Source organism: Thermomonas sp., from assembly GCF_019104945.1.
Taxonomy (GTDB): domain Bacteria; phylum Pseudomonadota; class Gammaproteobacteria; order Xanthomonadales; family Xanthomonadaceae; genus Thermomonas.
The window spans coordinates 136,318-156,245 of the sequence record NZ_JAHRWW010000014.1 but is presented as its reverse complement, the minus strand read 5'-3'; the positions used below and the strand labels follow the sequence as shown (position 1 = coordinate 156,245).

Sequence of the window (19,928 nt, the reverse complement as noted above, 5' to 3'; positions counted from 1 at the left end):
CGCGGCAAGGTGATGAAAGGCGAGCAGTTGGCACGCAACGCCAACTTGCTGCGCGCCGACCTACGCAAGCAGGGCATCACCCCCACCGTGGTGAAGCCCAAGCCCAAGCCGCTGTTTGGCGGGGCAGCTAAAAAAGTTTCGGCGCGCGATATTGCGATCTTCAGCCGCCAGATTGCCACCATGATGAAATCTGGCGTGCCCATCGTGCAGGCGTTGGAGATCATTGGTAGCGGCAACAAAAACCCGACCATGAAAAAAATGGTCAATAGCTTGCGCAATGATATTGAAGGCGGCGCATCTATTTACGAAGCAATGAGCCAGTACCCGGTGCAGTTTGACGAACTGTTCCGCAACCTTGTGCGTGCTGGCGAAGCTTCAGGCGTTCTAGAAACCGTCTTGGAAACCATCGCCGACTACAAAGAAAACATTGAAAGCATTAAAGGGAAAATCAAGAAAGCCCTCTTCTACCCAGCCGCTGTTATTGCCGTCGCAATTATTGTCAGCGCAGTATTAATGATTTTTGTAGTACCTATTTTTAAAGAAACATTCACCAGCTTCGGAGCCGATCTCCCAGCATTTAGCAGACTTGTTTTCGGAATTTCCGACATTATTGTAAAATGGTTCTGGCTAATCGGCATAGTTCTAGCAATCGCGGTCGGCTCGTTTATCTACTTTTACAAACGATCGGACATTCTTCGCCACAACATCGACAAAATGATGTTAAAACTCCCCGTTATTGGGAAAGTACTGAACGAATCAGCCATTGCCCGTTTTTCTCGCACACTCGCAGTGACATTTTCTGCAGGCGTCCCGCTAGTGGAAGCCTTAGACAGCGTTGCTGGCGCCACGGGCAGCAAAATTTACGAAAAAGCCATTCTTGCCATTAAAGAAGATGTAGCAGTGGGCTACCCCATCAATGTAGCAATGAAGCAAGTTAACTTATTCCCACATATGGTGGTGCAAATGACCGCTATTGGCGAGGAGTCCGGCGCTCTAGACTCTATGCTTTATAAAGTTGCAGAGTTTTATGAAGAAGAAGTTAGCAATACTGTAGACGCGCTCTCCAGCCTAATTGAACCCATGGTGATGGTGATCATTGGCGGCTTGGTGGGCTCAATCGTGGTTGCTATGTACTTGCCAATTTTCAAAATCGCAGCAACTGTTGGCTAATCGTACATGGCATTTCTCGACACACACCCCGGCCTCGGCTTTCCCGCCGTGGCCGGACTTGGCCTGCTGATTGGCAGTTTTCTGAACGTAGTAATTTTGCGCCTGCCACCGCGCTTGGAATGGCAGTGGAAGCGCGATGCCCGCGAAATTTTGGAAGAACCCGAGCTTTACGCCCCTGCGCCGCCCGGCATTGTGGTGGAGCGTTCGCAATGCACCCACTGCCACCGCCAGCTGGCGTGGTATGAAAACATCCCGCTGCTGAGCTGGTTGGCCCTGCGTGGGCGCTGTCGCACCTGCCATACGCCTATTTCCATCCAATACCCGCTGGTGGAATTCATCACCGCATTGCTGTTTGTCGCCTGCGCGTGGCGTTTTGGCTTTGGCTGGCAGGGCTTTGGCGCGCTGCTGCTTACCAGCTTTCTGGTTGCCCTCTCCGGCATCGACTTTCGTACCCGCTTGCTACCCGATCAGCTTACCCTGCCGCTGATGTGGCTGGGGCTGGTCGCCGCCAGCGATAGCCTGTATATGCCGGTAAAGCCCGCGTTATTGGGGGCCATGGCGGGTTATATGAGCCTATGGTCGGTGTACTGGGTGTTCAAACAGCTCACCGGCAAAGAAGGCATGGGGCACGGCGACTTCAAGCTGCTGGCCGCGCTGGGTGCGTGGATGGGGCTGTCCGGTATTTTGCCCACGATCCTCATTTCATCACTTTTAGGCGCGGTGGTCGGCTCGATCTGGCTCACCGTGAAAGGCCGCGACAAAGCTACCCCCATTCCGTTTGGCCCGTATCTGGCGGCCGCCGGCTGGATCAGTTTCATGTGGGGGCAAGACCTCGTTGACGCGTATTTGCGTTTCTCTGGGCTACGCTAGCCCCTTATGCTCACGCCACCGCCGTTATCACTCTACGTCCACATGCCGTGGTGCGTGCGCAAATGCCCGTACTGCGACTTCAACTCGCACCAACAACGCGGCGAGCTGCCATTTGATGCGTATGTGGACGCTCTCATTGCCGACCTCGATTTTGACCTCCCTTTAGCGTGGGGCCGGGTGGTGCACAGCGTGTTTTTTGGCGGCGGCACGCCATCGTTATTTCCACCGGAGGCCATTGATCGGTTTCTGCAGCTGGCCAGCGCGCGTCTGCGCTTTGCTCCCGGTGCAGAGATCACCTTGGAAACCAACCCCGGCACGGTGGAGCACGGGCCATTTCAAGGCTACCGCGCGGCGGGGGTGAACCGGCTGAGCTTTGGTGTGCAAAGTTTTGACGACGGCTGCCTGCAGCGCCTCGGCCGCATTCACAGCAGCGGCGATGCCGAGCGCGCAGTCAAAATGGCGCAGGACGCTGGGTTTTCCAATATCAATATCGACCTGATGTACGCGCTGCCGCAGCAAACGCTGGCGATGGCACAGCACGACGTAGAGCGCGCCATCGCGCTTTCGCCCACGCATATGAGCCATTACCAGCTCACGCTGGAGCCCAATACGCAGTTTGCCGCGCGCCCGCCTGCAGGCATCCCCGATATCGACGCTGCGTGGGATATCCAAGAAGCCTGCCAGGCGCAGCTGGCGCAGGCCGGGTTTGCGCAGTACGAAGTGAGTGCCTATGCGCGTGAGGGCCACCAGTGCGCGCATAACCTGAACTATTGGAAGTTTGGCGATTATTTCGGCATTGGTGCGGGCGCGCACGGCAAGCTGACCTTGGGGGCGACGCAGCAGGTGCAGCGGCGCTGGAAAATTCGCCATCCGAATCTGTACCTTGAGAAAGCCGGTACGCAAGACGCGATTGCTGGAGATGAATTTCTGAGCGAAGCGCGTTTGCCGTTCGACTTTATGCTCAACGCGCTGCGCTTGAACGATGGCGTTTCAATGCAGTTATTTGAAACCCGCACCGGCCTGCCGCGCAGCGCGATTGCGCCGCAACTGGCCAAAGCACGCGAAAATGGCTGGCTGGAAGCCGATGACGACTGGCTGCGCCCCACCGAATTAGGCCGCCGCTTTACTAATGATGTCATTGGCCTATTTTTGGAATGAATTGCGTCTCATTGAGGGGATCAACATTCCCGCATAACATGGCATTATTCAAGTTCCATATAAGAGGCAACGCTGCTCGTGGCAGTACCTTCTGACGCCGCTCATCCCACTTCTACCAGTTTGGCGCAAGCGCGCCTGCCGCGCCGTGCGCGTACTGTTTTACAAGGTTTGATGGCGCGCGCCGGTTCGCAGCTGGATGAGCTCATTCACCCCATCATGATGGAGACCGAGCTGTCGCTGGCGCGGCTTCCGCATAGCGGTGACCCTAAGCTGGAAGGTGAGCGCAGCGCTTCGATTCGCAGTTTAAGTGGCGGGCTGCGCATGTTCAGCCGCACGTTTTACAACCACATTGAAACCTCGCTGGCCAACCTGCAAGAGCCCCGTCAGCGGCAGGCTCTGGCCACACCAGAGGCAACAACGCTGACGCTGAGCCTGCTCGACGAAGACGTGATAAGCGACGAGGTGCTGCTGGATAACATGGCTAGCCGCATCAGCTCGCGTAATAGCCTTGGGCTGCAATTGCTTGGCTACCGGCTTGGCGTTTTGGCCGGAACATCCGCATTTGAAGCCGATACTGTGCCGCTAGGCCCGCGCCAGCTTTGCGAAGCGCTGGGTGAAGCATCAGACAGCCTGAAGCTCTCGCGCCTTGCGCGGATGCACCTGTTCCAACAGTTTGAGCGCGTGCTATTTGAGCACTACACGGCGCTGCTCGATAACTTCAACGCGAAATTGGTGGAATCAGGCATTTTGCCGCACCTTAGTTTTATCCCGGTACGAGTGCGCGCCAATACCAGCGACGGCACCCTCGCTGCGGATGCCACGCCCACAGCGGCGGCGCCTCACACCGACAGCAACACGCTTTCGCCGTTTGGCGAGCTAGTGGCCCCACGCGAACCTGCTGCACCGCTACAGCCGTCCAATCAAGAGTTCGCGCTATTACAGTCCATGCTGGGGCAACGCCGTTCGCTACTCAGCAAACTCCGTGCCGCACCCACGGACGACCGCCTGCGCGAAGAATTGCCGCACGAAGACCTATTGGCCGCGCTACAGCAGCTCAGCAACGGCACCACGAACAAATCTGACCTATTGGCCGACCTACGCCAGATGCTGATGGCACAAACCCGCCAGCAGCGCGGCCACGGTGTGGCACTCTCGCAGACCGACAACGACAGCTTCGACCTTCTGCAATTGTTCATGACCCAGCTGCAGGGCAAGCTGCGCAAATCCAGCCCCGGCGAGGCGCTGATTGAACGCCTGCGCCTACCGCTGACGCAAATCGCCCTGCGTGACCAAGAATTCTTCACCAACCCCAGCCACCCCGCGCGCGAGCTGCTTGATACGCTCTCCGAGGCAGGAGCCAACTGGCTGGCCGAAGACGATATGGACGCGCAATGGCTAGGCCTTCTGCAGCGCGCGGCGTCGTCTGTGCAGCAAGACAAAACCGGCGATAAAGCCACGTTTAGCGATGCCAACCAAACCTTGCAATCGGGCCTGCAGGCCATGCAGCGCCGTGCTGAGATGGCCGAGCGGCGGCAGGTGGATGCTGCGCGCGGGCGTGAGAAGCTCGCGGTGGCGCGGCAGTGCGCAGGAACTGAGATCGCCCGCCTGCTGGCCGACCGCACTTTGCCCGAGTTCCAAGCGCGGCTGATGGAAGAAACGTGGACCGACGTGCTCTCGCTGGCCCATTTGCGTGGTGGCGAGCATTCGGAGGCATGGCAGAAGCTCACCGATGTAACCTCGCGCCTGCTCGATGCCTGCACTTCGTCCAAGTACCGCACCGCATCGATCGACCTGATTGGGCAAATTCGCGCCGCGCTTGAACAAGTGGGCTACCACACCGAGGATGCCGGTGCGATTGCCCGCCACCTTACCAATGACATCGAGCCCGAACGCGCCGCCGCGTCTCAAGAGAAATTACTTTCCCAACTGCAAGCACGGGCGCGCTTGGGTGAAGACGCGGTGGAAGCGAGCGATAGCCCCGACCTGCCGCAGCGCACGCCACAGGAGCAGGCCGCCTACGAGCAGCTGACCCAGCTGCGCCTGCCCGCTTGGATCGATATGGATAACGAACACGGCGAACCACAGCGCCGCCGCTTTGCTTGGGCCAGCCCAGCGACGGGCTTGACGTTATTGGTCAACCGCCGCGGCCAGCGCGTGGGCAACGACACACTGGACACCTTGGCGCGCAAACTCGCTGCCGGCCAGCTGCGTATCGTCGAGCACGCGAACGCCCCCGCCAACGCAGCTTGGAAGGAGGCGCTGGGCAATCTCCAGCAACTTGCAGACACCCCCGGCGGTACGGTAACAGGAGCACAGGATGGGCGCTGAATCACGCCGCCAGCCGCGCCGCTCGGTGCAGGGCCGAGTGGAAGTTTTTGACACGGTTACCGAAGAAGTGGTGGGCCAGCTGGGCAATGTTTCGGTGGGGGGCATGCTGCTGATCGCCAACCGCAGCCTTCCCGATGACGCGCTGTTTCAATTCCGCTTCAATCTTCCGGATAGCATGGGTGCAAGCCGCCCACTGGAGCTGGGGGCGCATGTGCTGTGGAAAGACCGCGCCGCCGCACCCGGCCAGTTTTGGGTGGGCCTGCGTTTTCTCGGCGCGTCTGCCGATGATGCGCACCGCTTAAAGGTGTGGACCGCGCAGCCGGAAGGCTAATCACTGCAGTAACACGCTGGATGGGCGACAATGGACACTTGTTCACACGTAGCCCCTGCCATGTCTAATGCCACACTTGCCCCTCTCTATTCTCAGCATCTCGACACGCTGCAACAGCGCGCTGCGGAAGCGCTGCGGCGTGGTGGTTTTGAGCATTTGCTGATTCCCAGCGGTACGCTGCACTATCAAGTTTTCGACGACCGCGACTACCCCTATGCGGTCAACCCGCAGTTCAAGGCATGGCTGCCGCTGACTCAAGCCCCCGGTAGCTGGCTGATCATCACACCCGGACAGCGCCCCAAGCTCATCTTCCTGCAGCCGCACGATTACTGGCACGTCGTCCCGGCCATGCCTACAGGCTACTGGGTCGAGCATTTTGATATTGAAGTGATCCGCAGCGCCGACGATGCACAGCGCCTGCTGCCACCCGCGTTCCGCTGCGCCATTCTTGGCGAACCGCAAAGTGCATTGGGCGGCTATGTGCCCAACAACCCAGAGCCGGTCATTCAGTACTTGGAATACCACCGCGGCTATAAAACCGCCTATGAAGTGGAAATGATGCGCCAAGCCAACCGCATCGGCGCACGCGCACATCGCGCCGCTGAGCGTGCGTTCCGCGCGGGTAGCAGCGAGTTCGGCATCCATCTAACCTACTGCCAAGCCGCAGGCCAAGACGCCAACGACCTGCCCTACGGCAATATCATCGCGCTCAATGAGCACGGCGCGGTGTTGCACTACACCCACCGCGATCGCCTGCCGCCCAAGCCGGTGCGCAGCTTCCTGATCGACGCTGGCGCCAGTTTTGGCGGTTACGCTTCCGACATCACCCGCACGTATTCCACACACGACGATGAGTTTGCGGCGATGATCCGCGCCGTGGACACCGCGCAGTTAGCCCTCTGCGACAAGGTCCGCGCAGGTACCGACTATGCGCGCATCCATTTGGATGCACATTTGCTGCTTTCCGGCGTGCTCAAAGAATTTGGTGTGCTGAAGGTGAGCCCTGAGGAAGCACTGGAGCGCGGCGTGTCGAGCGCATTCTTCCCGCACGGCATCGGCCACGGTATTGGCCTGCAGGTACACGACGTAGCGGGGTTTGCGGCGGGCGATGCGGGCGGCACGGTGGCCAAGCCCGACGGCCACCCGTACCTGCGCCTGACCCGCACGCTAGCACCCGGCATGGCGGTCACCATCGAACCCGGTATCTATTTTATCGACATGCTGCTGGACGAACTGAAGCAAAAGGGCTTGGCCGATACCGTTGATTGGGATCGTGTGGAAGCGTTCAAACCGTTTGGCGGTATTCGCATCGAAGATGACGTAGTGTGCACCGAAGCCGCCCCACTGAACCTTACCCGCGAGGCGTTTGCGGAATAAGAACCCAGCTAGGCAGTGCTTTCATCCATAAGGTGCTCAATGTCATCGGCGCTGCGTTCTAACGCATCCGTGAGCACCTGGTGGCCGCTCTTGGTAATCAGCACATCGTCTTCAATCCGAATACCGATGCCGCGGTAAGCCGCAGGGACGCTGGCATCGTCTTCGGGGATATAAAGCCCGGGTTCGATGGTAAACACCATGCCCGGCTCTAGCTGGCGCGATACGCCGTCGATGCGGTATTCGCCCACGTCATGCACGTCTAGGCCCAGCCAATGCCCGGTTTTGTGCCGGTAATAGCGTTTGTACGCGCCGCTTTCGATTAGCGCACTGGCCTGTCCTTTCAGCAGGCCCAGCGATAGCAAGCCATCAACCAAGGTGGCCACCGCTGCCTCGTGCCCGGCTTCGTAAGCTATTCCGGGGTGCGCCTGCGCGAGGGCCGCTGCCTGCGCGGCACACACCAGATCATGCAGGGCGCGCTGCGCCTTGCTGAAGCGGCCATTGATAGGAAACGTGCGGGTGATATCGGCGGCATAACCGCGATATTCCGCGCCCGCATCTACCAGCACCAAATCGCCGCGGCGTAGCTTGCCGCGATTGGCCACATAGTGCAGCACGCAGCCGTTGTGCCCAGCACCAACGATACTGGCGTACGCGGGCTGGGCATCACGCAGACGAAACACGCGTTCCAACTCGGCCTGCAGTTCGTATTCGTAATGGCAAGCAGACGCCAGCCGCATCGCGGCACGATGCGCCTCCACGCTAATGTCAGCGGCGTGCTGCATCAGCTTAATTTCGTCCTCGCTTTTGAACAGGCGCATTTCATCCAGCAAATGCCCCAGCGCCAAGAACTCTTGCGGCGGCTGCGCACCTTGCCGTACCTGCGCACGCACGCGATTGAGCCAGCCAATCAGTTTAAGGTCGAATTCCGCGTCACGGCCTAGGTGGTAGTGCACGCTGCGGCGGCCTTCCAGTAGGCCGGGCAAAATATCGTCGATATCGTCGATGGGGTAGGCGTCATCCAGCCCAAGGGTGTCGATTACACCTTCCGGGCCAAGCCTTGGGCCATCCCAACCTTCACGCTCGGGGTCGCGCTCGCGGCAAAACAAAATGGACTCGCCGTGTTTGCGCCCCGGAACCAGCACTAATACCGCGTCGGGTTCGTCGAAGCCAGTGAGATACCAAAAATCTGAATCTTGCCGGTAGGGGTAATGGGTGTCGCGGCTACGAACACGCGCCTGCGCCGCAGGCAGCACCAAAATAGCGCCGTCGCCTGCCGCGTCCATCAATTGCTTGCGCCTATGCGCCAGTGCTTTACGCCACGCGGCGGTGATGGGGTACATCGGATTAGTTCACCTTAGTGCAAGCGCTGCCGGTGTTGCGCACCCAGCACGCAATCGGCGTGCAGCAGCAGCACGGCCATGCGCAGATATTCTTCAATTTCTGCTAACGACTCCTCATCGTTGCCTTCTTCTTCATCGTCGAGTTCTGCCGCCGCTAGCCCTGCGAGGTCATTCAACGCTTCTTGGCTTTCTTCCGACAACGGCTTATCGCCGCAGGCCAAGCCAAACCCGCCGAGGAACCCGCGGCACCAAGCAAACAGCGCATCGGCGCGCGCGGTGACGGTGGCAAAGTCCGGCAACAGTGGCTGAAAGCCAAACTCTAAATCGGCCAGTTGCAGGGCGCTTGCGGTGCGCAGCCGGTCGAGCACGTCACCCTGCGCCGGAGTGGGCAGGGCCGGGTCGGCCAGCACCAGCGCCAGCCAGCCTGCGCTATCCATGCCGCCCCCCGCCAGCCAGCCGCACAGCCCACCGTGCAGTTCGGCGGGGCTGCTGGATAGTAACAGCCGATCCGCAGCGTCTTGGACATCGTCCCAACTTGGCAATTCGTTATCGCTCACGCGATCTTCCTTGGCTAGAAAGGTGATGAGTGTAGCAACCGCTGCGCCTGTTGTTCTGCATGTGCCTCCGCGCCTACACTGGCGGCATGGGGAAATACGCGACACAACGCCAGCAAACACCGCCACGAGGCGCACCATGACGACCTTGCCGACGGCGTTTGCAATGGACGCACCCTCCGACCCATTTCTCATTCTACTGCTCGCCACCTTGGTGCTGGCGCTGGCCGCACTGGCGTTATTCAACAACCGTCGCCACGAGCGCACCCAGCGCGACCATCTGCGTGCGCTAGGTGAGCGTGAGCAGCGCTTGCGTCTTGCCCTGTGGGCCTCTGACGAGCGCTACTGGCAATACCATTTACCCACCCATGCGCTAGAACAGATCCTCGTTTCACCAGATGCATCCAGCGATCTTTCTGTTCAAATTATTTTGAATAAAGATCCGCACATTCACCCCGATGATTTGCCGTTGCTGCAGCAGCGCTTGCGTGACTATCTTTCTGGCCACGCGCTCTTCTTTTTGTCCGAACACCGCATGCTGGGCAACGACGGTCAGTGGGAATGGGTGCGTGCCTGTGGCCGTTCAGTAGAATTTTCTTCCAGCGGCCGCGTGGTGTTGATTGCAGGCACCGTACGCAACATCAATGCGCAAATGGAGCTGCAAAGCCAGCAGCAAATTGCAGCAGAAGTGATGCGCTGCATGAATGAAGCCGTTGCAGTGATGGACGAGCACTTTCACTTTATTCGTGTGAACTCAAGCTTTAGCAAGGTAAGCGGCTATTCGGAAGCCGAGGCGGTGGGCCAAGACGCATCCATCCTCAACGGCGAGCAACACGAACCTGAGTTTTACCAGCAGGCTCGGCAGCAGATTTTGGCGCAGGAAAGCTGGTCGGGCGAAATGTGGCAGCGGCGCAAAGACGGCACCGATTTTCTCTGCGCGATGCAGTGCAACGCCATTCAAGAGCCGGGCTCTGGGCGCAAACTGTACGTGCTGGTGACCAACGACATCACCGAACGTCGGCGCATTGAAAAAGAGCTGCGCTACCTCGCCAATTACGACCCTCTAACCAACCTCCCCAATCGCACCCTGCTTTCTGAGCGCCTGTCGCGGGCGATTGTGCAGGCGCGTCGGCAAAACACCCGCCTCGCCTTGCTGTTTATGGATTTGGATAATTTCAAAGACATCAACGATTCGCTGGGCCACGCCATGGGCGACCGCGTGCTGCGTAGCGTGGCGCGGCGCATGCAAGAAGTGATCGGCATTGAACACACCCTCGCGCGGGTGAGTGGCGATGAGTTTGTCGCCATTTTGGAGCACATCGAACACGCCGATGAAGCCGACGCCTGTGCGCAGCGCATCCTCACCGCATTCGATGCGCCACTGCGTATCGACGAGCGCCATTCGTTCACTATTTCTCCGTCCATCGGCATCAGCTTGTTCCCTGATCATGCGCAGGTGCCCACCGACTTGATGAAGCACGCTGATACCGCCATGTATCGCGCCAAGGCGGCGGGCAAGCACGCATTGATGCACTATCAGGTGTCGATGGATGACGACATCCGTCGGCGTGCGGGCCTGATCGCTGCATTGCGTAACGCGATCGAACACCACCAACTGCAGCTTGTATTCCAGCCGCAACTCAGCCTTGCAAGCGGCCACATCAGCGCCGTGGAAGCACTGTTACGCTGGACTTCACCCGAGTACGGGGTGGTGTCGCCCGCCGAATTCATTCCACTGGCAGAAGAAAGCGGCTTGATTATTTCAATTGGCCAGTGGGTGCTGGAAGAAGCTTGCCGCACATTGGTGGCATGGCACCACGCCGGTATCGCGCCCACTTTAATAATGTCGGTAAACGTGTCGGCACTGCAGCTGCAACGCGACGGGTTATCTAATGCGCTCAGCAACACCTTGACCCACCACGGCTTGCCCGCCTCCGCGTTGGAGCTTGAACTCACCGAAAGTGTGGTGATGGCCGATGCCGACCTCAGCAGCAAACGTCTGCAGGCATTCCGCGCGATGGGTGTTTCCATAGCCGTGGATGACTTCGGCACTGGTTATTCTTCTTTGGCGTATCTACACCGCCTTCCGCTGACCACGCTCAAAATCGACAAAGTCTTTATTGACGGGCTAGGCGCAACAATTGAAAACGAAGACACCACCATCACCCCTACCATTATTGCGATGGCGCACGCACTGGGGCTGCGCGTGGTGGCGGAAGGCGTGGAAACACAAGAACAGCTTGAGTTCCTACGCACGCATCACTGCGATATCGTGCAGGGCTATTGGTTCTCGAAACCGCTTTCTGCCGACGCCTGCCTGCGCTTTTTGCTTGACCACACCAGCCTAGCTGCCTAATGTGCGAGCATGGATAACCGCGACCTACACGGCGAACTGCACAAACTGTTGGCGCGGATCGATTTGATCGCCGCGCGCATGCAGCGTCTGCAGGATGAGAACCGCAGCCTGCGCCAGCAGGTGGAGCAAATGAACGGCGAGCGTGCGCAGATGCTGAACAAGCAAGAGCAGGCGCGCAGCCGCGTTGAAGCGATGATCGCGCGGCTTAAATCGCTGGAGCAGCACACATGAGCGAACCCGTTAGCGTCCGTATTTTGGACCGCGAATACACCGTGGGCGTATCAGACGCCGAGCGTGACAGCCTCACCGCCGCGGCGCGCGTTTTAGATACGCGTATGCGCGAACTGCGCGGCAGCAATAAGCTGGTGCCGCCAGACCGGCTGGCCGTGCTTACCGCGCTGAATCTTGCCCACGAGCTGCAGCAGGGCAAAACCACGCCTGCCGCAAAAAATCTTGATGCTTCGCTTGCGCTGGTTGATGAAGCCAACCGCAAGCTCGACGCCCTACTTGCCTGAATAGGCACACGTCAATCCTGCCATCTACGCGGCACGCAGGCTATACTGAGCGCGTCCTCTGCTGTGCGCGACGGCGTGCACAACATTCACCTTGTCCCTTAATGACGACCGCGGGGACGCAATGAGCGCCGGGAGTGCATGTCCGCCTTGTGCGGGAAGCCCAAAGGCATTCAAGCGTTCCCACTTGAACCCCGGGTTCAAGGTCGTTGGCAGGCATCGCCACAGCGGAGACATTTTCTTTTGCTGCCCCTTCTTTTGAAGACCTAGGCCACCGCGTGAGCCAGCCTACTGATCGCGCCGCGTTGCGCACTCTTCTGCGTGAACGACGTCGCGCGCTTCCCGCCGCCGCCCGCATTGCTGCCGCCGAAGCCTTGGCGCAGCGCGTGCTCGCGCTGCCGTTCTTCCCGAGCAGCGGCTATGTGGCCGGGTATTGGGCGATGGATGGCGAAATTGGCCTACATGTGCTGCAAATGCGCCTACCAGCAGGCTTGGTGTACTGCCTGCCCGTTTTACACCCAGACGGCGTGCTGCGGTTTGCACCGTGGCGTTCCGGCGATGCCCTGGTGACCAACCGTTACGGCATCCCCGAGCCCGACATTCACCCCAGCAGCGCACTGACCGCTGCGGATATGGCGCTGATCGTGCTGCCGCTGGTAGGCTTTGACGCGCACGGCCATCGTCTTGGTATGGGCGGTGGTTGGTATGACCGCAGCCTCGCCGCCCGCCACACACAGCCCGCCCCGCCGCATCTGGTGGGCGTAGGCTTTGCCGCGCAGCGCCTCGACGCTATCCCGCAAGACCACTGGGATGTGCCACTCGATGCGGTCTGCTGCGAAGAGGCCACCTATCTTGCCAAGGACATCGCATGAGCCCACGCAAACGCTATTGGATGATGAAGTCCGAACCAGACGCGTTCTCCATCGACGATTTGGAACGCGTTGGCACCGAACCGTGGAACGGCGTGCGCAACTACCAAGCGCGCAATTTTATGCGCGACGGCATGCAGATCGGTGACGGAGTGATGTTCTACCACTCTAACTGCAAGGTACCGGGCATCGTGGGCCTCGCCACTGTAGCTAGCCACGCCTACCCCGATGAAACGCAGTTCGACCCTAACGTCTATTACTTTGACCCCAAGGCCACGCGCGAAACACCACGCTGGTTTTTGGTGGATGTGGCGTTTGAACGCAAGCTCAAGCGCACCATTTCCTTGACCGAAATCCGCGAGCATACCGACGCCCTAGGTGAAGGTTTCCCACTTACCGCGCGCGGCAGCCGGCTTTCTGTTTTCCCCGTCACTCTCGCGCAGTGGAAGCTGCTGCTCTCTCTGGAATAAAGCTAATGAGCGAATTAAAAAAACTGGCCGCCGAGCGTGCCATTGAATACGTTGAAGACGGCATGATCGTGGGCGTGGGCACTGGCTCCACCGTGGCCTATTTCATCGATGCGCTGGCCGCATGGAAAGACCGCATCCAAGGGGCGGTATCCAGCTCTGAGCAAAGTACCGCGCGGCTGAAAGCGCACGGTATTGAAGTAATTGACTTGAACGCCGCCGGGCCGTTATCGCTGTATGTGGATGGTGCCGACGAATGCGACGGCAATAAATGCCTGATCAAGGGCGGCGGCGCGGCGCTGACTCGCGAGAAAATTATTGCCGAAGCCAGCGAACGCTTTATCTGCATTATTGATCCGTCCAAGCAGGTGCCTGTGCTGGGTAAATTTCCGCTACCGGTGGAAGTGATCCCGATGGCGCGCAGCCTCGTGGCGCGCGAAATTCTGAAAATGACTGGCGGCGACCCGGTCTGGCGCGACGGTGTGACCACCGACAACGGCAACGTCATTTTAGATATTCATAACCTCGCCATTACCGACCCAGTGGCGATGGAACGCGCGCTCAACCAGATCCCCGGCGTGGTGAGTGTGGGCCTGTTCGCCCGTCGCCCGGCCGATGTGGTGATCGTGGGCGGTCAGCCGCCGCAGGTGTTTTGAGGCACAGGCTTATTCATTCAATTCTTAAAAGTGATTTTTTCAATTCCAAATTGGAATTGATAATCTAGTTGACAAGTCAATTTGAGATGTGTTCTTCTGCGTCTATGTTGCAGCACAACACACCACCGTCATCGTGTTTGAACTCCGCTTCCGCGGCGTCCATTCTCGTACTCGTACTTATTACCTCGCCCACATGTGCGGGACGGTACGGCGTGTAAAAAAGAAACAAACGCCCGAATCGACAAAACCCCGCACCGAAAGGTTGCGGGGTTTTTCGTTTTAAGACCTCTCAAAAACTTCAACCCATCCACACCAAGGAAACCCGTAATGACCAGCAGCAAACCCCGCATCGCCATCATCGGTTACGGCAGCCAAGGCCGGGCCCACGCGCTCAACCTGCGCGACTCTGGTTTTGACGTCACCGTGGGCCTGCGCCCGGGCGGCCCCACCGAGTTCAAGGCCAAGGCCGATGGCTTCCACCCCAAGGCTCCGGCCGAGGCGGTGAAAGGAGCGCAGATCGTCGCGATCCTCACCCCGGACATGGTGCAGCCGCAGCTGTATGCCGAGGTGATTGAACCGAATATGGACAAGGGCGCCTGCCTGCTGTTTGCCCACGGCTTCAACGTGCACTACGGCCAAATCACCCCGCGCGAAGACCTCGATGTGGTGCTGGTGGCGCCGAAAGGCCCCGGCGCGCTGGTGCGCCGCGAGTATGAAATTGGCCGCGGCGTGCCGTCGGTGTATGCGGTGTATCAAGACAAGAGCGGCCAGGCCGAGCAATTCGCGCTGACCTACTGCGCAGGCATTGGTGGCGCGCGTCAGAGCGCGATCAAAACCACCTTCAAAGAAGAAACCGAAACCGATCTGTTCGGCGAGCAGGCGGTGCTGTGCGGCGGCGCCACGCGCTTGGTGCAAGCGGGCTGGGAAACCTTGGTGGAAGCGGGCTATCAGCCGGAAGTGGCCTACTACGAGTGCCTGCACGAGCTGAAGCTGATCGTGGACCTGTTCTACGAAGGCGGCATCACCCGCATGCACGAGTTCATCAGCGAAACCGCGCAGTACGGCTCACTGACCCGTGGTGATTACGTGGTGGATGCCAACACCCGCGCACAAATGAAGAAAGTGCTGACGGAAATCCAAGACGGCACTTTTGCACGCCAGTGGATCGCCGAATACGCCTCCGGTAATGCCAATTACAAAGCGATGAAGCAGGCCGATTTGGAACATCCCATCGAAGTGGTTGGAAAGAAGCTGCGCGCCAAGATGGAATGGTTAGGTTCGGCCCAGCAGCCTTCCCCCGAAAAAACCGCAGAGGCTGCGTAATGAACGGCGCTCGCTGGCTCGCTCAGGCATTAGTGGCAGAAGGAGTGGACACCCTGTTTGGGTATCCCGGCGGCGCGATCATGCCCTTCTACGATGCCCTGCACGACACCCCGCAACTGCGGCATGTATTGCCGCGCCATGAACAAGGCGCTGCCTATGCTGCCAATGGCTATGCGCGGGCCAGCGGGCGCGTGGGCGTCTGCATCTCAACCTCCGGCCCCGGTGCGTCTAACCTTGTTACCGGCATTGCCGATGCAATGGTGGACTCGGTGCCCATGGTGGTCATCACCGGGCAGGTACCTACGGCATTGATGGGCACCGATGCATTCCAAGAACTGGATGTATTCGCGATGACCATGCCCATGGTCAAACATAATTTCATCGCGCGCCGCGTGGAAGACCTTCCAACGATGCTGGGTGAAGCGTTTCGCTTAGCGCGTAGCGGCCGCCCCGGCCCGGTCTTGATTGATCTCCCGAAAGACGTGCAATTAGCCGATGCTTCGCAGCTCCCCGAACACGTTTCGTTGGGTACGGACGCAGTGGAGCAACCGAAAGACGCTTCCCTGCACGCAGCGCTGGCGATGATTTCACAAGCACAGCGCCCAGTGATCTACGGCGGCGGCGGGATCAATCTTGGCAGTGCCGTGCAGCAGTTCCGCACCTTTGTTGATGCCACACAAATCCCCACCGTGCTGACGCTGAAAGGCTTGGGCGCTCTGCCTACCCAGCACCCGCTGAATATGGGCATGCTGGGGATGCATGGCAGCCGCGCAGCGAATTTGGCGGTGCAAGAAGCCGATTTACTGATCGTTGTGGGCGCACGTTTTGACGACCGCGCCACCGGCAAGCTGGCCGAGTTTGCGCCGCAGGCGCGCATCGTTCACATGGATTTAGATGCCTGCGAAATTGGCAAGCTGCGCCAAGCCGATGTTGGCGTGCGCGGTGACTTGATCACCACGCTGACCAAGCTCACCCTGCCCTGCGCCGCCCATCTGCATGGCCGCAACGGTACGGCGCGTAAAGCATGGCGCAGCCAATGCAAACAGCGTGCGCAGCAATACGCACCGCGCTACAACGCCCCCGGCGAAGGCGTGTATGCACCGGCACTGCTCAAGCGTATCTCTGAGCTAGCCCCGAACGCCATCGTGGCGTGCGATGTGGGCCAACATCAAATGTGGGTGGCCCAACATTGGCAGATGTCGCACCCGCAAAAACACCTCACCTCCGGTGCGTTGGGTGCGATGGGCTTTGGCCTGCCCGCCGCACTGGGCGCGCAGGAAGCCTGCCGTGATGCGCAGGTGGTCTGCGTCAGTGGTGATGGCTCGATCATGATGAACATCCAAGAGCTGGCCACACTGAAGCGTTATCGCTTGCCGGTAAAGATCGTGCTGCTGGATAACCAAGCACTCGGCATGGTGCGGCAGTGGCAGGAGTTGTTCTTCGATAAACGCTATTCCGAAGTGGACCTCTCCGACAACCCCGATTTCGCCGCCGTGGCCGAAGCCTTTGGCATCCAAGCACTGCGCGTGGACAAGGCCGCTGGTGTCGATGCCGCACTGCAAGCACTGCTTAATGCCGACGGTCCTGCACTGCTGCATGTTCCTATCGACACTGCCGCCAACGTCTGGCCACTGGTGCCGCCTAACCACAACAACGCGCAAATGCTCGACCCCAGCCACACCGAACAGGAGACCACCGATGCGCTACCAGCTTGATCTCACCCTGCGTCAAGTGGAAGGCGCGCTGGTGCGCATCGTAGGCACTACCGAACGGCGCGGCTTTCAGCCGATCCATGTGGAAGGCCAAGCCGATGGTGCAGACCAATGGAATCTGCGCATGACCGTGGAAGGTCAGCGCGAGCCGGAAGGCCTCAAACACCAACTGGAAAAGCTGTACGACTGCCTCAGCGTGAAGGTGCAGCCATGCGCGTAATGCAGCACTTTGTACAGGCCCACGTTTAATGGAGCCTTCCGTAGCCCCTCCCCCACGCGTGACCGCCAGTGATGTACTGGCGGCGCAGGCACGGCTGCGCTCCTATCTCGACATCACTCCCACTCACTACGCCGAACGTTTTGGCTGCTGGCTAAAACTAGAAAACCTGCAACGCACTGGCTCGTACAAAGTGCGCGGTGCGCTGAATGCACTGCTTGCCGCACGCGAGCGCGGCGACCTGCGCCCCACCATTGCCGCCTCAGCGGGTAACCACGCACAAGGGCTCGCGTGGGCCGCGTATCGCCTTGGCATGCAGGCCATTACGGTGATGCCAAAATCTGCACCGCAAACCAAAATTGCTGGTGTGGCGCATTGGGGGGCTACCGTGCGCTTGCACGGCGAGACCTACGACGAAGCCAAGGCGTTTGCGAATGAGCTCGCGGCGCAAAACGATTACCGCCTGCTGTCGGCCTTCGATGACCCCGATGTCATTGCAGGACAAGGCACAGTGGGCTTAGAAATTGCCCACAGCATTCGTCCCGATGTGGTGATCGTACCTATCGGCGGTGGTGGGTTGGCCTCGGGCGTCGCATTGGCGCTGAAATCTCAAGGCGTGCGCATCATTGGCGCGCAGGTGGAAGGCGTCGATTCCATGGCCCGCGCACTGCGTGGCGATGCCAGCATTCGTGAACCCGTCGCCACCTTGGCCGACGGCGTGAAAGTAAAGGTCCCCGGCTTCATCACCCGCACATTACTGCAACAACTCATTGACGATGTAGTGATCGTGCGTGAACCCGAACTGCGCGAAACCTTGGTGCGACTTGCACTAGAAGAACATGTCATCGCCGAAGGTGCGGGCGCGCTGGCACTCGCCGCTGGCCGCCGCGTGGCGGGCAAGCGCAAATGTGCGGTGGTGTCTGGTGGCAATTTGGATGCCAATGTTCTGGCCACTCTACTGCGCGATGTGCGCCCACGGCCGCCGCGCAAACCGCGTCAGCGCAAGCAAGAACGACTTACACCGCCGGCCGCAGGTGCATCAACACCTACGGCTGGCCTACTGCATTCTGTCAAACCTATCCCCGTGCCGCGCAACGCGCGCACAAAATCTACAGCAGAGATCACCTTCGCATGAGCATTTCCAAAGACCACGTTCGCATCTTCGACACCACCCTGCGTGACGGCGAACAATCCCCCGGCTTCACCATGAGCGCCGCACAAAAAATTGCTTTCGCCCACGCGCTGGCCGATCTTGGTGTGGACGTGATCGAAGCCGGTTTCCCCAATAGCTCCCCTGCCGATTTCGGCGCCGTGCAGACCATTGCCAAGGAAGTGCGTAATGCCTCCATTGCCGGTTTGGCACGCTGCCATCAAGGCGATATCGAAGCCTGTGCACGCGCCCTGCACGATGCCGCCAAACCGCGTATCCATGTCTTTATTTCCACCAGCCCGCTGCACCGCGAACACAAGCTCAATATGAGCCGTGAGCAGGTGATCGAACGCACCATCATGGGCGTGGAGCTGGCACGCAAATACGTGGATGACATCGAGTTTTCTGCCGAAGACGCGTTCCGCACCGAGCACGATTATTTGGTGGATGTGTTCAGCGCCGCTGTCGCCGCAGGTGCGCGCACGCTCAACGTTCCAGACACCGTTGGCTACGCCACACCCGATGAAATCCGCGAGCTCTTCCGCTATCTGCGCGCCAAAGTAAAAGGCGCTGATGACGTGATCTTCAGCGCACATTGCCATAACGATCTTGGCCTAGCGGTAGCCAATTCACTGGCCGCGATTGAAGGCGGTGCGCGCCAAGTGGAATGCACCATCAATGGTATTGGCGAGCGCGCAGGCAATGCCGCGATGGAAGAATTGGTAATGGCGCTGAAAGTACGCGGTGGCTGGTACGGCGTGGACACCGGCATTGTCACCCCCAAACTACTGGACACCTCGCGCCTGCTCTCGCGCTTCACGGGCATCCAAGTGCAGCGCAACAAGGCCATCGTGGGGCAAAACGCATTTGCACATGAGTCGGGCATCCATCAACACGGCATGCTGAAAAACCGCGACACCTACGAAATCATGCGCCCACAGGACGTAGGCTGGGAAGATTCGCAATTGGTATTAGGCCGCCACAGTGGTCGCGCGGCGGTGGCCGATCGCCTGCGCACATTGGGACATGTGCTGGATGATGCGCGTTTGGATGAAGTGATTGCCCAAGCCAAGGTGATGACACAAACCCAACATGAGATCCATGACGCCGACCTGCTGCGCCTCGTGGAAGGCCACCAGCATGCCCCCGGATGGGAAGTGGTGCGCATGCACCTCACCGACGAAGGTGCACGCACCCACGCCCGCGTAGAACTAATTGACCCTGACCGCCGCAACGTACAGCACGAAGACCACGGCGACGGCCCCATCGCCGCGCTATTTGCCGCACTGGCCCGCGCCAGTGGTGTGGACTTCGAGCTGGAAAGCTACGAAGTGCACAGCATGGGCATTGGCCGCGACGCGCGCGGTGAAGCCAATATCAGCGCACGCATTGGCGGCGAAACCTATACCGGCCAAGGCACCAGCCGTGACGTACTCGAGGCTTCCGCTATCGCGTGGTTGGCGGTAGCCAACAAGATTCAGCGCGCCGCCTCCTGCCTGCGCTTTGCCGCCAGCGCCTAACGCTTACCTCAAGGACGA

The 19,928-nt window shown here is 59.5% G+C and carries 19 protein-coding genes and 1 other RNA gene; 18 read left to right on the top strand and 2 right to left on the bottom strand.

Features of this window, described 5'->3' with window-relative positions; genetic code table 11:
* Positions 1–12 precede the first annotated feature (12 nt).
* The 6 genes from KUL77_RS04290 (at position 13) to pepQ (ending at position 7,234) form a co-directional block, all read left to right on the top strand.
* Positions 13–1,170: a type II secretion system F family protein gene (locus KUL77_RS04290; RefSeq protein ID WP_297144077.1), complete on the top strand. Its 1,158-nt coding sequence runs from the start codon at positions 13–15 to the stop codon at positions 1,168–1,170.
* Between the two features lie 6 nt (positions 1,171–1,176).
* Positions 1,177–2,040, top strand: a complete 864-nt coding sequence (locus KUL77_RS04285) for an A24 family peptidase (RefSeq protein ID WP_297144007.1) — start codon at positions 1,177–1,179, stop codon at positions 2,038–2,040.
* 6 nt (positions 2,041–2,046) lie between these two features.
* Positions 2,047–3,198, top strand: a complete 1,152-nt coding sequence (gene hemW, locus KUL77_RS04280) for a radical SAM family heme chaperone HemW (protein ID WP_297144005.1) — start codon at positions 2,047–2,049, stop codon at positions 3,196–3,198.
* A gap of 78 nt (positions 3,199–3,276) precedes the next feature.
* Positions 3,277–5,526 carry a DUF1631 family protein gene (locus KUL77_RS04275; RefSeq protein WP_297144003.1) on the top strand — a complete coding sequence of 750 codons (2,250 nt, stop codon included), beginning with the start codon at positions 3,277–3,279 and terminating at the stop codon, positions 5,524–5,526.
* A complete protein-coding gene (locus KUL77_RS04270) occupies positions 5,516–5,857 on the top strand; it encodes a PilZ domain-containing protein (protein ID WP_297144001.1) in 342 nt (113 codons plus the stop codon). Before KUL77_RS04275 ends, KUL77_RS04270 begins: the two co-directional genes overlap by 11 nt.
* Before the next feature lie 60 nt (positions 5,858–5,917).
* Positions 5,918–7,234, top strand: a complete 1,317-nt coding sequence (gene pepQ / locus KUL77_RS04265; RefSeq protein WP_297144000.1) for a Xaa-Pro dipeptidase — start codon at positions 5,918–5,920, stop codon at positions 7,232–7,234.
* Positions 7,235–7,242: 8 nt separating this feature from the next.
* Here the strand turns inward: pepQ and KUL77_RS04260 are convergent, their stop codons facing one another.
* Positions 7,243–8,574, bottom strand: a complete 1,332-nt coding sequence (locus tag KUL77_RS04260) for an aminopeptidase P N-terminal domain-containing protein (protein ID WP_297143998.1) — start codon at positions 8,572–8,574, stop codon at positions 7,243–7,245.
* A gap of 14 nt (positions 8,575–8,588) precedes the next feature.
* Entirely contained in the window at positions 8,589–9,131 is a 543-nt protein-coding gene (locus tag KUL77_RS04255; RefSeq protein WP_297143996.1) for a UPF0149 family protein, read from the bottom strand.
* A 136-nt stretch (positions 9,132–9,267) separates the two neighbouring features.
* Between KUL77_RS04255 and KUL77_RS04250 the strand changes: the two genes are divergently transcribed.
* From KUL77_RS04250 to KUL77_RS04195, 12 genes are all read left to right on the top strand, one after another.
* On the top strand, positions 9,268–11,484 hold the full coding sequence (locus KUL77_RS04250; RefSeq protein ID WP_297143995.1) for a GGDEF domain-containing phosphodiesterase: 2,217 nt from the start codon (positions 9,268–9,270) through the stop codon (positions 11,482–11,484).
* Between the two features lie 9 nt (positions 11,485–11,493).
* Positions 11,494–11,715 carry a TIGR02449 family protein gene (locus KUL77_RS04245; protein WP_297143993.1) on the top strand — a complete coding sequence of 74 codons (222 nt, stop codon included), beginning with the start codon at positions 11,494–11,496 and terminating at the stop codon, positions 11,713–11,715.
* Positions 11,712–11,999, top strand: coding sequence for a cell division protein ZapA (locus KUL77_RS04240; RefSeq protein WP_297143992.1), 288 nt, complete (start codon positions 11,712–11,714; stop codon positions 11,997–11,999). Before KUL77_RS04245 ends, KUL77_RS04240 begins: the two co-directional genes overlap by 4 nt.
* A 52-nt stretch (positions 12,000–12,051) precedes the next feature.
* A non-coding RNA gene (gene ssrS / locus KUL77_RS04235) (6S RNA) lies at positions 12,052–12,233 on the top strand.
* A 41-nt stretch (positions 12,234–12,274) separates the two neighbouring features.
* Entirely contained in the window at positions 12,275–12,868 is a 594-nt protein-coding gene (locus KUL77_RS04230; RefSeq protein ID WP_297143990.1) for a 5-formyltetrahydrofolate cyclo-ligase, read from the top strand.
* Entirely contained in the window at positions 12,865–13,335 is a 471-nt protein-coding gene (locus KUL77_RS04225) for an EVE domain-containing protein (protein ID WP_297143988.1), read from the top strand. The genes KUL77_RS04230 and KUL77_RS04225 overlap by 4 nt, the downstream gene beginning before the upstream one ends.
* 5 nt (positions 13,336–13,340) lie before the next feature.
* Positions 13,341–13,988 carry a ribose-5-phosphate isomerase RpiA gene (rpiA, locus tag KUL77_RS04220; protein WP_297143986.1) on the top strand — a complete coding sequence of 216 codons (648 nt, stop codon included), beginning with the start codon at positions 13,341–13,343 and terminating at the stop codon, positions 13,986–13,988.
* Positions 13,989–14,315: 327 nt separating this feature from the next.
* Positions 14,316–15,311 (top strand): ketol-acid reductoisomerase, encoded by a 996-nt coding sequence (ilvC, locus tag KUL77_RS04215; RefSeq protein ID WP_297143985.1) that lies wholly within the window; start codon positions 14,316–14,318, stop codon positions 15,309–15,311.
* Positions 15,311–17,026: an acetolactate synthase 2 catalytic subunit gene (ilvG, locus tag KUL77_RS04210; protein WP_297143983.1), complete on the top strand. Its 1,716-nt coding sequence runs from the start codon at positions 15,311–15,313 to the stop codon at positions 17,024–17,026. The genes ilvC and ilvG overlap by 1 nt, the downstream gene beginning before the upstream one ends.
* Entirely contained in the window at positions 17,010–17,243 is a 234-nt protein-coding gene (locus tag KUL77_RS04205; RefSeq protein ID WP_297143981.1) for an ACT domain-containing protein, read from the top strand. The genes ilvG and KUL77_RS04205 overlap by 17 nt, the downstream gene beginning before the upstream one ends.
* Before the next feature lie 28 nt (positions 17,244–17,271).
* Positions 17,272–18,375, top strand: a complete 1,104-nt coding sequence (locus KUL77_RS04200; protein ID WP_297143979.1) for a threonine dehydratase — start codon at positions 17,272–17,274, stop codon at positions 18,373–18,375.
* Entirely contained in the window at positions 18,372–19,910 is a 1,539-nt protein-coding gene (locus KUL77_RS04195) for a 2-isopropylmalate synthase (RefSeq protein ID WP_297143977.1), read from the top strand. The genes KUL77_RS04200 and KUL77_RS04195 overlap by 4 nt, the downstream gene beginning before the upstream one ends.
* Positions 19,911–19,928 lie beyond the last annotated feature (18 nt).

Excerpts from the sequence above, each read along its gene's own strand:
- KUL77_RS04290 (WP_297144077.1), top strand. The coding sequence starts at position 13 with ATGAAAGGCGAGCAGTTGGCACGCAACGCCAACTTGCTGCGCGCCGAC.
- KUL77_RS04285 (WP_297144007.1), top strand. The coding sequence starts at position 1,177 with ATGGCATTTCTCGACACACACCCCGGCCTCGGCTTTCCCGCCGTGGCC.
- hemW (WP_297144005.1), top strand. The coding sequence starts at position 2,047 with ATGCTCACGCCACCGCCGTTATCACTCTACGTCCACATGCCGTGGTGC.
- KUL77_RS04270 (WP_297144001.1), top strand. The coding sequence starts at position 5,516 with ATGGGCGCTGAATCACGCCGCCAGCCGCGCCGCTCGGTGCAGGGCCGA.
- pepQ (WP_297144000.1), top strand. The coding sequence starts at position 5,918 with ATGTCTAATGCCACACTTGCCCCTCTCTATTCTCAGCATCTCGACACG.
- KUL77_RS04260 (WP_297143998.1), bottom strand. The coding sequence starts at position 8,574 with ATGTACCCCATCACCGCCGCGTGGCGTAAAGCACTGGCGCATAGGCGC.
- KUL77_RS04250 (WP_297143995.1), top strand. The coding sequence starts at position 9,268 with ATGACGACCTTGCCGACGGCGTTTGCAATGGACGCACCCTCCGACCCA.
- KUL77_RS04245 (WP_297143993.1), top strand. The coding sequence starts at position 11,494 with ATGGATAACCGCGACCTACACGGCGAACTGCACAAACTGTTGGCGCGG.
- KUL77_RS04240 (WP_297143992.1), top strand. The coding sequence starts at position 11,712 with ATGAGCGAACCCGTTAGCGTCCGTATTTTGGACCGCGAATACACCGTG.
- KUL77_RS04225 (WP_297143988.1), top strand. The coding sequence starts at position 12,865 with ATGAGCCCACGCAAACGCTATTGGATGATGAAGTCCGAACCAGACGCG.
- rpiA (WP_297143986.1), top strand. The coding sequence starts at position 13,341 with ATGAGCGAATTAAAAAAACTGGCCGCCGAGCGTGCCATTGAATACGTT.
- ilvC (WP_297143985.1), top strand. The coding sequence starts at position 14,316 with ATGACCAGCAGCAAACCCCGCATCGCCATCATCGGTTACGGCAGCCAA.
- ilvG (WP_297143983.1), top strand. The coding sequence starts at position 15,311 with ATGAACGGCGCTCGCTGGCTCGCTCAGGCATTAGTGGCAGAAGGAGTG.
- KUL77_RS04205 (WP_297143981.1), top strand. The coding sequence starts at position 17,010 with ATGCGCTACCAGCTTGATCTCACCCTGCGTCAAGTGGAAGGCGCGCTG.
- KUL77_RS04200 (WP_297143979.1), top strand. The coding sequence starts at position 17,272 with ATGGAGCCTTCCGTAGCCCCTCCCCCACGCGTGACCGCCAGTGATGTA.
- KUL77_RS04195 (WP_297143977.1), top strand. The coding sequence starts at position 18,372 with ATGAGCATTTCCAAAGACCACGTTCGCATCTTCGACACCACCCTGCGT.